Here is a 14,086-nt window from a genome sequence, read left to right as displayed (position 1 = left end):
TATTTCAATCTAAGTCACCACGATAAAACAAACCCCAGTGATTTCAACTGGGGTTTGCCATTTTAGGTGGTTAAGTTTATAAAACACCTAAACTTTTTTGAATATTTTCCAGATGCGGAACATGGAAATGCTGATCGGCAATTTTAACTCGCTTAAATACCATTGGATCAGATGTTGTTTCCTCTTCATCGACCACTTCTGAAATACGCAAACGAATCGTCTGCGGCATGCTGTCACAGATTAAGGCAAAACGTTGCGCAACATCATCCCCTTCTATGACCAAAGCGACCCCTTGAGTAATATTAGGATGATTAACTGAATAAATAGGCAATTTCAAATCATGCCATTCTATCGACTCAGCATCAACCTTGGTATCAAGCGCCGACAATACAATGTTTTGCGGTAATAGCATCGGCACCTGATCACGACATTCAATGATATAAGCATCAATAAATCCAGTCGAGACACTAATTAAGTGTTGAAGCTCCTGCTGATCAATCTGCGCGGTTACTTTTTTATCAATCGCCATCAGTAACTCCCTGAAGCTGTTTCAAGTAATGCTTCAATATTCTCAAGCAATTCTGATTCTTGGAACGGTTTACCCATGTAATGCGTTACGCCAAGTGACAATGCACGTTCACGATGTTTTTCACCAGTACGTGATGTGATCATGATAATTGGCATATCCTGATGTAACTCATGATGGCGTACCAGATTAGTCACCTCAAAACCATCCATGCGAGGCATTTCAATATCCAGCAACATCAAATCAGGTTTGACATTTTCAAGCTGTTCCATGGCGTCGACACCATCTTTGGCCGTCACCACATCAAAGCCCTGACGTTCCAGTAGCCGCGAAGTAACTTTACGGACAGTCACCGAGTCATCTACGATCATGATCAGACGACGTTCATCGGTATGACGTGTTTTTTCTCTGCCTTCAACAACTTGTTTATTACGTTGTGTCGATTGGATCTGACGTGCAATGTTTTGTCCATCCAGAATGAGACAAACATGACCATCACCTAAAATTGTCGCCCCAGCAACAGCGCCAATACTTGCGAACTGTCGTCCGATTGGTTTCACTACAATTTGTGCACGCGAACCGACCAATTGATCGACCAATAACGCAATGGTCTGACCATGCGCGCCTTTAACCAATAACACAGGTAATGAATGTGCAATACCAGATAATTTTGGAATAGGCTGATTGCTGACAAACTCCGCCAGATAACGTAAACGATATGGAGTATTATCGATATTAAAATAATCATCCTGACCATGGAAATAGCGTTCAAGAGTTGCAGGCGCAATACGCACAATTCGGTCAATCTGAGCCAAAGGCAAGGCAAATTGCTGATCACCGACTTTCACCATGAGTGCATCACTCACTGCCACAGTCGTTGGTACACGAATAGTAAAAGTGGTACCAGAGCCGAATGTTGAATCGACACTAACATGACCACCAAGCGCCTTAATACTACTTTGCACCACATCCAGACCAACACCACGTCCTGAAATTTGGGTCACTGAGGTCGCTGTACTAAACCCAGGATGGAAAATGTACTGCAAAATTTCCTGTGCTTCGAGTTTTTGATCCTCAGTCATCAAACCATTTTCTAAAGCTTTGGCTTTGATTTTATTAACATCAATACCTTTACCATCATCGCTAAAGCTCACCAGAACATCTGTTCCTTGGCGGCTAATATTTAGCTCAATACGCCCTATTTCAGGTTTACCCAGTTTTAAACGCTCTTCACGATCTTCTACCCCATGATCGACTGCATTTCGCAGCATGTGTTCAAGTGGCGTGACCAAGCGTTCCAAGATATTTCGATCCAGTTCGCCTTCGGTATTATTGACCACCAATTCAGCTGGACGGTTCAAACTACTTGCAGTCTGACGCACAATACGCTGTAAGCGAGGTAAAAGTCGTGAGAACGGAACTAATCGGGTACGCATCAGACTTTCCTGAATTTCAGCCTGAATACGTGATTGTTGTAATAACAAACCTTCTGTATCACGAATTTTGTCGGATAATGTGGTTTTGAAGTCAACCAAATCCGATGCAGATTCAGCAAGTGATTTTGACAGTTGATTCAATGATGAATATTGATCCATTTCTAATGGGTCAAAGTCGATATAACGTAAGTTTTCTGCCCCATGCTTGGCGATAATCTGACTTTCTAATTCGCCTTCCATTCGGCGTAACTGATCTGCCAAACGTTGAATCGCCAATTCCATTTCGACCAGTGTATTGCCTAACTGTCCCAAATCCATTTCGATACGCGAACGGTTAATGGCATTTTCACCAGACAAGTTAATCATTTTTTCGATCAGATCCGCAGAAACACGGATCATCTCATTTGAATCATCAGCCTGTACGGTGTTGTCCCATTCACCCAGCATAGATGGCGGTTCTGTACCATCTCCCTGTACAAACTCCATCACTTGTTCTTGCGAGAATAGATCCGCGCGAGCCAGTTTAGTTGGAATTTGCGCATTGGTATCGACAAATTCAAGACGTTCTAAGGTATGCTTTAAACCATCATAGTTATTATATGAACGTTCAAAAATAGCTGCCTTTAACCATGTAAATGCCGTCAGCAAGAGATGGTCATAAGCATTGGAACTAAAGGCTTTTACTGCAAATTGCTCAAAGGCATTTTCAAGATGTGAGGCAATTACTGCAACAGGCTCTAATTCTGCCATTCGTGCACCACCTTTTAAGCTATGCACTGTACGTTGCAATTGAAGCAAAATACTTCGGTTAGTCCGTTCATCAAACCAGCGATTGAGAAGTTGCTGTCCAGCATCAAGCAACTCTGCCGCTTCTTCATAGAAAGTCGCTTCCACCAAAGATTGAACATCATCAGGATCTGTATCTTGATACGGTTTGGTATTATCGATATCAACATTGGTATTTGAAATCGATGCTTGACTTTCTAGCGCATCATTCGCAGCGGAAGTCGAATCCTGTAATTGTTCCTCAGCAACAACTGCATCAGACTCCACGCCTGATGTTGGTTCACCAAGAGCAACTGATTCAAGATGATCTGCCGTTAATTCATGCTCAACAACTTCAGTTGGTGGCTCAGCAACAACTTGCGCCAAGGTACTATCAACAGAAGTAGTCCGCGTTGCACTCTCAGGCTGTTGCTGTGGTACCCCTTGTAGAACCTGCTCAATATTTCCAAGCAACTCAATCACTTCTGTCGCTGGATAATCTACTGCTTCATCACGCAACGTTTGAATCCGATCAGCAATATCATCTTGTACCAGACGAATAATCTGTATCATATTTTCAGAAGAATGTATTTGCCCATGAATCAAGCGTTGATAAATGGTTTCTAACTCATGCGCAATCAGTCCCATATGGGTTGCCTGAACCATATTTGCGCCACCTTTTAAGGTGTGTAAATAGCGCATCAAATTATTCAAGGCAGACGTATTACTTTGTTGCTGCGACCAAGTGTTTAAGTCTGCGTCAATACCGACCAACAGCTCATCAGCTTCTTCTAAAAAGATATCGAGAAGGTCTGCATCGAAATTACGATTGGCTTGCTCTGAATCTAGGTGCTGATGATCTTGTTGAATACGTGCAGAAATTGACGATAAATCAAATGTTGAAACATTTGGCTCTGATACCGCAACAGGCTCAATGGAAACAGTCTCAGGTTCAGCACTTACTTTATCAGCACTTAGCTCAGATGATACTTTCTTATCCGTAATCGCTGTTTCAATATCTTGTTGAACAAAGTCTTGCAACTCATGAATCACATTGAGTTGCTCTTGTCCCAAGCTTACTCGCTGCCCTGCTGCCAAGGTATCAAATAAATGAATGACTTGCTGGTGTGCCTGTCCAAAAATATCAAAGGCATAATCCAGATGCAGTAATTCAGGTTTTTCAAGTAATTGTTCATAAGCAGGCTTTAATTGCAAGACATAATCATGAACGCCTTGAGCTGCTCGATTATGCGTATGCTCAATTAAAGAACTTGCCTCGGTAATCAATGCTTGAATATAGACAGGGAATTCCAGTTTGACGCGTTTTTCAAACTCATAGTCTGCATTCAGTAGATTTTCAATATCTAATTGCAATAGTGAAGTGACAACACCTTGTGGATGCTGTGCTTCATGTGCGATTTCTTCGATATTAAAGCCATAGTTTTCCCATGCTTGATTAAATTTTTGATCAATTTTGTCAAGCTGTTGTTGAGAGCCCTTTTGGTGCAGTGTATGTAGATAATCTCGAACAAATTCAGCGTAGTGGGTTAAGAGCGCTGTTTCATTTGAAGTCGACTCAAGCTCATCTTGCATCAAGGTTTTAAACAGCGTTTCTACCTTGCTGCTGGCTTCAAATACTTGCTGAATATGCGCCATCGATGAACTACCGCGCAAAGTATGCAAAGCGCGAATCAATTGATTATAACTTTGATCTGATGGCTCATCTTGCTGTAAAAAAGTATCAATTGTTTGTAGATGTTCTTCTGCTTCTTCAAGGAAAATCGCCATGGTTTCTTCAATCAGACTATCATCTGATGAAGCAACTGCGTCCACACAGGTGTCAGCTATGGCAGCAGGCTCTACTTCAACTGGCTGTTCAGCTTCAATGATCTGTTGTTGCTGAATTTCGAGCCCTGTAATTCCAGATTCTGTATTTAACTGTTCAGCTAAATCGAGTAATTCTTCTAAAGCAGGCTCGACGTCTTGTTGGTGTTGTAACTGCTGTCCCAACAAAACCAATGGACGAATATCGATAGAGTGTGGCTGGGTATTTTTAAAATCATGATAAAATTTAAAACGATAAACATTAAATACCACTTGCACAAAACGTTGTAAATCTGCACTTAATGGCAAAGTTTTGGCAATAATTCGATTGAGTGCTTCTTCAACTGTCCACGCCAGTTCACTGGAAGATTTCGCCCCCACCATTCGACCAGACCCTTTTAGAGTATGAAAATGGCGACGAACGTCCGCTAAAACCTGCTGCTCATCAGAATCAGCCACCCACTGCGGAATAAGTTGACCCAATTCTTGAAAAATTTCTTCTAATTCTTCAATAAAAATTTCAAGAATTTCTTCATCCTGATCAAGAAAACTGTCTTCAGGTAAGCTTATTTTTTCAACAAGATGTTTTAATATTTCTTTCATAACGAAGGCTTCTTTCGTTTATCCACCCTTGATGGTGAAACTTGATCTACCACCATCACGCAAGTGACTTCCTTCTCAAGAAGCCATCTTGACGATGCATTTTTTAATTTGGGACATCCCGAAGTCTGCCCCAAAAGTCACTTCACGCTTATTCAGGTAACTTAAAGTCAGATACAGACTCACGCAATGACTCTGCCATATTGGCCAGTTCAGAAACCGAACGTGCCGTATCAAAAGTTGCAGTCGTGGTTTGTGAGGTAATTTCCTGTACGACGTTCATGGTATTGGCAATATGACTCGCCGATGCAGACTGAAGTTTTGCAGCATTGGAAATGTTTGCAATCAATTTAGCCAAGTTGTTAGATACGCTTTGAATTTCATCAAGCGCAACCCCCGCATCTTTCGCCAAATTCGCCCCACGAACCACCTCAGAAGTGGTCTGTTCCATAGAAATTACAGCTTCATTGGTATCGGTCTGAATGGTTTTAACCAAGCCTTCAATCTGCTTGGTTGCAGATGCAGAACGTTCTGCAAGACGCTGAACCTCATCGGCAACTACCGCAAAACCACGGCCCGCTTCCCCTGCCATCGATGCCTGAATTGCAGCATTCAATGCGAGAATGTTAGTTTGGTCGGCAATATCATTAATGAGCGAGACGATGTTCCCAATTTCTTGCGAAGACTCACCCAAACGTTTAATACGTTTCGATGTTTCCTGAATCTGTTCACGAATCGTATCCATACCCACAATCGAACGGTTTACAACGTCAGCACCATTGGATGCAATTTGTACCGAACGTTCCGCAACCTCTGCTGACTCAGCAGCGTTCGCAGATACCTGATCGATTGACACCGCCATTTCGTTAATCGCAGCAGATGCACCTGCAATTTCTTGTGCCTGATGCTCAGAGGCTTCCGCTAACTGATTGGTAATGGTCTGCGTATTTTGTGTATAACGCGCCACTTCCTGAGACGTATCCGTAATACGTGATACCAGATCACGTAATTGATCAATTGCGAAGTTGATCGAGTCAGCAATTGCACCAGTAAAATCTTCTGATACCGTTGCATACGAACGTAAATCACCATCAGCCAAATCGGCAATTTCATCAAGTAAACGTAAAATCGCATTTTGGTTACGGTCATATTCATCCTGTAAACGCGTTACACGATTTTTTTCCAACAAATTACGAATCGCCAATAAACGAGCAACGGATAAGATAAAACCTGTAAGGAATAGGAGTAATAAAACTGCTGGAATAACACTTGACCAGCCAGAATCTGCTTTATCTGAAAGATTATTCAAAGATTTCAACATATCATCAGATTGAGAGAAAATCTGTGAAGACGCTTGGCGGACTTTTACAATCTGGTTGGCATTTTTAAATACCGTTGATGCTGCTGTTTTTAAAACTTCATCATACTCAGATTTAATACTATCGACAGATTCACGTAAACTTGGATCGCTAATACGTTCAACACCCAAGTCAGCACTACCATTTAACTGTGCATTTAAATAAGCACCAAAGGTTTCAATATCGGCACTAAAGTCATCTGCTGATGCACGGGCATTTTCTGTGCCCACCAATACAGAACTGATAGAACGTAAAATACGCTCTGCAATAAATACTTGGTTCTTGGCAATCACCACCTGACTACTTGGCATATTCAGACGAGCCATCTGATCTACCATCAGGTTATATTCTGCCTGAATCCCTGGAATCGACTCACCAATCGCGATATTGGTGTCATAAAGTTGATTGATCAGCTTTTGTTGAGACGTAATCAAATCTACATTGGTCGATACATTCTTCCAGAGTTGATCGACCTTTTTAAATTCCTCAGAAGATGCACCATAGATGTCCTGTACATTTTCCAGATTTTGCGCAAACTGTTCCTGCGATTTTTTCAGGCTCGCAATTGCCTCAGGTGAACCCGATGCAGTTGACTCTGTCGCTTGTCGTGGAATAGTTTGAGACAATAAGCGCAGTTGCCCCAGACTACGAGTTAATTCATTATTCCGCGGTACGCTATAAAATAAGTAAATCAACGTTATCGTTGATAGAAAAAGAAAAATAATCGCTGAATAAATGATCGGTCTCGTTTTTTTACTATCACCGAACATTTGTGAAATCAGCTCAATTTGAGCTTGAATCTTGGCAAAAAATGCAGAACCGTTTTTCTTACTCGCACTTTCAGCTGTGTTTTTCTTTTTTAGTTTAAAGCCCATACAGCTTCTCCCCTGAATACGCGTGATTTACTTAATTGCGTACGAATTTAATTTATAAATTTTGCTGAAGCATTCATATATTGTGGATTTTTCAGCAGCTGACTAAATAAAAAGACATGCCAACGTTGGTTATGCTGATAGAAATAACCTTGACAATAATCTTTTAATTTTTGATCCAGCTCATCACTTTTAGAAAAAAAGCTGTGCTTATTAAAGTGCTGAATACCCAAAACCTGATCTACAACTAAACCGACATAGTGGTCATTATGACTAATACATAACACTTTTTGGCTAGGCGAAAATGGAGCACGTTGCCCAGAGACAAAATGTGTTAAATCAGAAACTGAGAGTAGTCTTCCCCGAATATTCGCCAGCCCGCGCACCCAAGCTTGGGCATTTGGAACTGGGGTATATTTAGGAGGGTAAATGACTTCCATCACCTCCCCCAGAGGCGCAACAAAATATTGCCCCATCATCTCAAAGGCTATACCTGACCACCGGTTGACTTCATTTTGGTTAGAAGCGTAGCTTCGATTGCCACGTTTTGCCAATCGAAGCAATTCGATAAATCCATTAGCAGCCATGATGACTATTCCAGATTAAGGTGTTGTTTAATCACGTCTATAAGTTGGCTTTCTTCAATCGGTTTGGTCAGATAGTCACGTGCACCCTGACGTTTTCCCCAGACACGATCTGTTGCCTGATCTTTAGTACTTACGATTACCACTGGAATATGCTTGGTATTTTCACCACGACTAATTTCACGAGTCGCCTGAAAACCGTTGACCCCTGGCATTACGACATCCATCAACACCAAATCAGGCTGTTCAGCCTGTGCCATGGTCACCCCATCAGCGCCATTAGATGCTTCAATCACCTCAAAACCGTGTTTTGTTAATATTTCTCTAAAACGAAATGTTTCGGTTGGTGAATCATCTACAATTAAAATACGTGCCATTTTATGTCCCCAACACTTTTCTTTAATTTATGTATTTACGTGATTTCGAATAGCGTTTAATAATTCATCTTTACTAAAAGGCTTGGTCAAATATTCATCTGAACCGACAATACGACCTTTGGCCTGATCAAATAAACCATCTTTACTCGATAGCATAATCACCGGAATATTTTGATAACTCTGTGAATTTTTGATCAATGCACAGGTCTGATAACCATCTAAACGCGGCATCATGATATCTACAAAAACGATATCAGGATTCGCTTCAGCTATTTTTGAGAGCGCCTCAAAGCCATCTACAGCAGTAATCACCTCACATCCTTCGCGTTGTAGTAACGTTTCGGCGGTTCGGCGAATGGTTTTTGAATCATCAATTACCATGACTTTAAGATTTTGAAATTTGTCTTCCATTTAATGATCCTTTCCCCATTTATTCATTACTAACAATAACTGAAACTGATTATAGCCGATGATTGGGGCTTTCATTGTTTTTACAGATTATGACCTTTTTTAACATATTATTACTTGCGTTTTCAATGAAGGTTTTCTCAAGCTAAAACACATTTTTTCTAAATATCACCAAACCAATCACATTTTAAAAGGACTTATGATTTTTTTTTGAGTTATTCCTATTTTTAATTGGATAAATTACAACTAATATAACCTTATTAATATTTAAAAATAAGTAATTTAGTCAAGTTTATTTGGGGAAAGTCATGAATAGTCGAGTGACTCGTCGAAAGCTTCTAGAAGTATCCAAACAGATGACTCGTCATTTCATTATTATATGTGGTCTATTGTTATGGATGCCTTTGCTTTATGCAGCCAATCCACAATCACATGCTATATGGTATCGATATTACGATCAAAAAGGCATTGCCAATATTAGTAGTTCTGTAACACCTGCACATATCCGTTATGGTTATGAGGCTTTGGATAGTAATATGCAGGTGATTCGTCGTAATCGACCGTATAATGCAGAAGCCGACTTACGTCAGTCCACTCAACGTGAAGCACAAGCGCGGCAGCGTGAGCAAGATTTAAAACTTAAACGTGCTTATGGCAATGTTGCTATTGCGACTGAAAAACAAAATCAGGCTTTGTCTGGGATTAAGAAGCAAATCCAATCACAACAAGATCAATTGAGACAATTGCAAAGCGATCGTATTTTGTTTAAACGTCAGGAAATGGAATATCTACGCAAGGGCGAGAGTAGTATCCCGCAACGTCTAAAAGATCAGCTCAATCAAAACGACCAGAATATGACCAGTCTTAAAAAAAATATCTCTAGTTTGCAAAATAACTACCGAACAACACAGGAACATTATTCCAACATTATTGAACGCTTAAAAACGCTGGAATAATCGTTATAATCCTGACACTAAATAAAACCATGAATGTCATTAACTTGAGGATGATTAGGCATGCACAAAGTGTCAGGCACTGCATTTTATATTACTGTACTGTGTTTAAGCTCTAGCTTTGTTCTCTCTGCCTGTCATCGTTCTAGCACAGAATCATCACAAGCCAATCAAACTGAGAGCATTGAGATGATCCAGCAAGATCTGGTTCAGGTCTCTACAGGCGCGCTGGAACGTAAAACTGCGTTCACGGGTACGATTCGTGCTATTCAACATAGCTCCATTCAGTCACAAGTTTCCGCAACGGCCACGCAGGTCAATGCCGATGTCGGACAGCAAGTGACAAAAAATCAGATTTTAGTGCGTTTAAATAATCAGGATAATGCTGCTCGTTTAGCGCAAGCGCAGGCCAATCTGGCATCTGCTCAGGCTCAAGCTGAGCTATCACGCAATCTGATGCAACGTAAAAAAAGACTTTTGGATCAGGGTTTTATTTCACGAGTGGAATATGAGCAAAGTCAAGTTGACTATAAAGCCCAACTTGAAACAGTAAACGCTCAAAAAGCCAATTTAGACATTGCGCACAAAGCTGATCTGGATGGCATTATTCGCAGTCCGCTGACTGGTGTAATAACCAAACGAGAGGTTGAGCCTGGTCAAACGGTAACTTCAGGACAAACATTATTTGAAATTGTGAATCCTGAACAATTGGAAATTCAGGCCAAATTACCGATTGAACAACAATCTGCACTGCGTATTGGCCAAAAAATTCAATACACGATTCAGGGTAATCCAACACAATTTAATGCCGTTCTGACTCGTATTTCACCTGTAGCAGATCAAGTCAGCCGTCAAATCGAGTTCTTTGCTCGACCGATTGAAAGCATCAACTCACTCAGTATTGGTGCTTTTGTCGAAGGTGTTATTTTAAATCAAGATCAAGTGCAGGGACAGATTATCCCATTGGACAGTATCCAAAGTCTGGATCACTCACCTTATGTGTGGGTTGTTCGTCAACAAAAACTGCATAAAATCAATATTCAGGTTGTGGAAAAACGTTTTGCCGAAAACAAAGCGGTGGTTACAGGTTTGCAAAATCATGACGCTGTCAGCCGAATTCAATTTGATAATGCCGATGAAAATAAATCAGTGGTATTTTCTAGCCCAGATCAACCCGCAGTAAACAACAAATAAAAGAACGATTTTTTAGGACTCAATAGCGATGTGGTTTACCCGAATTAGTGTCAAATATCCTGTGTTTACCATCATGATGATGTTCTGTCTGATGGTATTGGGATTGGCATCATGGCAACGTATGGGGGTAGAAGAATTTCCTGATGTCGACTTTCCATTTGTCGTGGTCTATACCAATTATCCGGGTGCGTCCCCTGAAGCGGTTGAATCCGAGATTACAAAAAAACTGGAAGATCAGATCAATACAATTTCAGGTTTAAAACAGATTACTTCGCAGTCCAGTGAAGGACTGTCGATGATTATTGCCGAATTTAATCTTGATGTCCCTTCCAGTGTCGCTGCGCAAGACGTTCGCGATAAAATTGCTGTCGTTAAATCCAACTTTCGTGATGAAATCGAAGACCCAGTCGTTGAACGCTATGACCCCGCCAGTAATGCGATTATGTCAGTGGTCTTTGAATCAGGTTCGATGTCTTTGCGTGATTTTAGTTCTTATCTGGATCAGCGAATTTTACCGCAACTTAGAACGGTTCCCGGCGTAGGCACAGTCAATCTACTGGGAGATGCACAGCGTCAGATCCGTATCGAAATCAATCCCCAACAACTACAAAGCTATGGCATTGGGATTGATCAGGTCATTAACACTTTAAAAAATGAAAATGTTGAAATTCCAGGCGGCACACTCAAACAACCAGACTCTGAGCTCGTGATCGAGATCCAATCCAAAGTGATCTATCCACATGGCTTTGGTGATTTGGTTGTTGCCAATAAGAATGGTACGCCGATTTATTTAAAACAAATCGCCAAAGTTAAAGATACTCAAGCTGACCTAGAAACAGGGGCTTATTTAAATGGTAAGGCTGCTGTTGCTGTTGATATTTTGCGGAGCTCCGATGCCAATGTGATTCAGGTGGTGGATAACACTTATAAAGTGCTGGAGAAAATTAAAACTCAACTTCCTCAAGGCGCCAGTTTAAATGTCGTGGTTGATAGCTCCAAAGGGATTCGCGCCTCGATTAAAGATGTCGCGCGTACCATTATTGAAGGTGCATTACTGGCTGTGCTGATTGTTTTACTGTTTTTAGGCTCTTTCCGCTCCACCATCATTACCGGTTTAACTCTCCCGATTGCCCTACTTGGAACCCTCACTTTTATCTGGGCATTTGGTTTTAGCATTAACATGATGACATTACTAGCGTTGTCATTATGTATTGGTTTACTCATTGACGATGCCATCGTGGTACGTGAGAACATCGTGCGTCATGCAGAAATGGGCAAAGATCATGTGACTGCCGCCTTAGATGGAACGAAGGAAATTGGGTTGGCTGTTTTGGCAACCACACTGACCATTGTCGCGGTGTTTTTACCTGTGGCCTTTATGGGGGGCATTATTGGGCGTTTTTTCTATCAATTTGGGGTGACAGTCAGTACGGCTGTTCTCATTTCGATGTTTGTTAGTTTTACCCTTGACCCAATGCTATCAGCCCATTGGCAGGAGAAAAAAACCAATAAGCCACCCAGTCGAATGAAACGTTTTTTCCAATGGATTTCTCAAAAGCTCGACAACTTAAGTCATGTCTATGAGCATTTGCTCAAACTTGCCTTACGATTTCGTTTTATCACGATTTTAATTGCAATTGCATCGTTAATTGGGGCATTAGGCTTATCCAAACTTATTGGAACTGAATTTGTACCCACACCCGATAAAGGCGAGATTCGCATTAAATTTGAAACTCCAGTGGATGCCTCCTTGCAATACACTCAGGCTAAACTGAATCAGGTCAATCAAATCATTCGTCAGCACCCTCAGGTCAAATCGACTTATGGCGTGGTCAACGGCATTACAGATCGTGGTAAAAACCATGCCAGCCTGAGGGTCACGGTAACTCCTAGAAATGAACGTAGCCAGACGCTGACCGAATTAAATAATGAATTTCGTGAACGTTTAAAACGGGTCGCTGGAATCACGGTTACCTCTGTCGCATCGGCAGATGAAACCGTATCTGGTGGACAAAAGCCCATTATGATCTCCATCAAAGGCCCTGATTTAGATGAGCTACAACATATTTCAGATCGTTTTATGGCTGAAATGGGAAAAATAAAAGGTGTAGTCGATCTTGAAAGCTCACTCAAAGAACCAAAACCAACTTTATCAATTCAGATTCATCGAGTATTGGCCAGTGATCTTGGGCTTTCTGTCAATCAAATCGCCAATACAATTCGACCATTGATCGCAGGAGATGATGTCACCACATGGCAAGATGAACGTGGTGAAACCTACGATGTCAATTTGCGTCTGGCTGAACATAGTCGTGCCTTACCAGGCGATTTGGAAAATCTTTATCTCACCTCGTCTAAAACCGATGCCAATGGACAACCGATTTTGGTGCCTTTTGCAACCGTCGCAAAATTTGAGCAGACCTTAGGCGCATCGCAAATCAATCGTCGTGATCTGGCACGCGAAGTGTTGGTGGAAGCCAATACTTCTGGTCGTCCAGCGGGTGATATTGGCAAGGACATTGATCAATTGCAGAAGAACTTTAAACTGCCTGCTGGATATAGTTTTGATACTCAAGGTGCCAATGCCGATATGGCTGAATCGGCGGGTTATGCACTCACAGCAATCACGCTGTCGATTGTGTTTATTTATATTGTTTTAGGATCACAATTTAATAGCTTTATCCACCCTGCCGCGATTATGGCATCCTTGCCTTTGTCTTTAATTGGGGTATTTCTGGCGTTATTTTTATTTCAAAGTACCATGAATTTGTTTTCGATTATTGGCATCATCATGCTGATGGGACTGGTCACCAAAAATGCCATTCTGTTGATTGATTTTATTAAAAAGGCGATGGATCGCGGTGAAACCCGTTATGATGCGATAATTCAGGCAGGAAAAACCCGTTTGCGCCCTATTTTGATGACCACCAGTGCAATGGTGATGGGCATGATTCCATTAGCTTTAGGGCTAGGCGAAGGCGGTGAGCAAAGTGCGCCGATGGCACATGCCGTGATTGGTGGCGTGATCACGTCTACCCTACTGACTTTAGTGGTGGTGCCTGTGATTTTTACCTATTTGGACGATTTGAAAAATTTCTTGTTGCGCCAAACCCGTAAATTAATGTCATAATCTGGGCTTTGTTGAATGAGGTGAAATATTCATCTCATTTTTTATCGTATAATCTTGTG

9 protein-coding genes are annotated in these 14,086 nt (G+C 41.3%); 3 read left to right on the top strand and 6 right to left on the bottom strand.

Annotated elements, in window-relative coordinates; genetic code table 11:
- Positions 1–76: 76 nt before the first annotated feature.
- The 6 genes from F944_RS15280 to pilG all read right to left on the bottom strand — a co-directional run bounded on the left by F944_RS15280 (position 77) and on the right by pilG (position 8,753).
- On the bottom strand, positions 77–529 hold the full coding sequence (locus F944_RS15280; protein WP_004992479.1) for a hypothetical protein: 453 nt from the start codon (positions 527–529) through the stop codon (positions 77–79).
- Positions 529–5,154 carry a hybrid sensor histidine kinase/response regulator gene (locus tag F944_RS15275; RefSeq protein WP_004992478.1) on the bottom strand — a complete coding sequence of 1,542 codons (4,626 nt, stop codon included), beginning with the start codon at positions 5,152–5,154 and terminating at the stop codon, positions 529–531. Before F944_RS15275 ends, F944_RS15280 begins: the two co-directional genes overlap by 1 nt.
- A gap of 148 nt (positions 5,155–5,302) precedes the next feature.
- Positions 5,303–7,384 (bottom strand): methyl-accepting chemotaxis protein, encoded by a 2,082-nt coding sequence (locus F944_RS15270; protein WP_004992476.1) that lies wholly within the window; start codon positions 7,382–7,384, stop codon positions 5,303–5,305.
- 47 nt (positions 7,385–7,431) lie between these two features.
- The gene (locus F944_RS15265; RefSeq protein WP_004992475.1) at positions 7,432–7,968 is read right to left on the bottom strand and encodes a chemotaxis protein CheW; all 537 of its coding nucleotides are present in this window, start codon (positions 7,966–7,968) and stop codon (positions 7,432–7,434) included.
- A gap of 5 nt (positions 7,969–7,973) precedes the next feature.
- Positions 7,974–8,342: a response regulator gene (locus tag F944_RS15260; RefSeq protein WP_004992474.1), complete on the bottom strand. Its 369-nt coding sequence runs from the start codon at positions 8,340–8,342 to the stop codon at positions 7,974–7,976.
- 27 nt (positions 8,343–8,369) lie between these two features.
- Positions 8,370–8,753 carry a twitching motility response regulator PilG gene (gene pilG, locus F944_RS15255; RefSeq protein WP_004992473.1) on the bottom strand — a complete coding sequence of 128 codons (384 nt, stop codon included), beginning with the start codon at positions 8,751–8,753 and terminating at the stop codon, positions 8,370–8,372.
- 305 nt (positions 8,754–9,058) lie between these two features.
- Here pilG and F944_RS15250 point away from each other — a divergent pair, with 305 nt between their 5' ends.
- Genes F944_RS15250 through F944_RS15240 form a run of 3 tightly spaced genes read left to right on the top strand, consistent with a single transcriptional unit; the run spans position 9,059 to position 14,027 of the window.
- The gene (locus F944_RS15250) at positions 9,059–9,706 is read left to right on the top strand and encodes a hypothetical protein (RefSeq protein ID WP_004992472.1); all 648 of its coding nucleotides are present in this window, start codon (positions 9,059–9,061) and stop codon (positions 9,704–9,706) included.
- A 60-nt stretch (positions 9,707–9,766) separates the two neighbouring features.
- Complete coding sequence (locus tag F944_RS15245) at positions 9,767–10,897, top strand: efflux RND transporter periplasmic adaptor subunit (RefSeq protein WP_004992470.1); 1,131 nt, start codon at positions 9,767–9,769, stop codon at positions 10,895–10,897.
- A 28-nt stretch (positions 10,898–10,925) separates the two neighbouring features.
- Positions 10,926–14,027 carry an efflux RND transporter permease subunit gene (locus F944_RS15240; RefSeq protein ID WP_004992467.1) on the top strand — a complete coding sequence of 1,034 codons (3,102 nt, stop codon included), beginning with the start codon at positions 10,926–10,928 and terminating at the stop codon, positions 14,025–14,027.
- Positions 14,028–14,086: the final 59 nt, after the last annotated feature.

The organism is Acinetobacter ursingii DSM 16037 = CIP 107286, from assembly GCF_000368825.1.
GTDB classification, from domain to species: Bacteria; Pseudomonadota; Gammaproteobacteria; order Pseudomonadales; family Moraxellaceae; genus Acinetobacter; species Acinetobacter ursingii.
The sequence above is the reverse complement of the archived record's forward strand: the minus strand, read 5'-3'. Positions and strand labels throughout refer to the sequence as shown.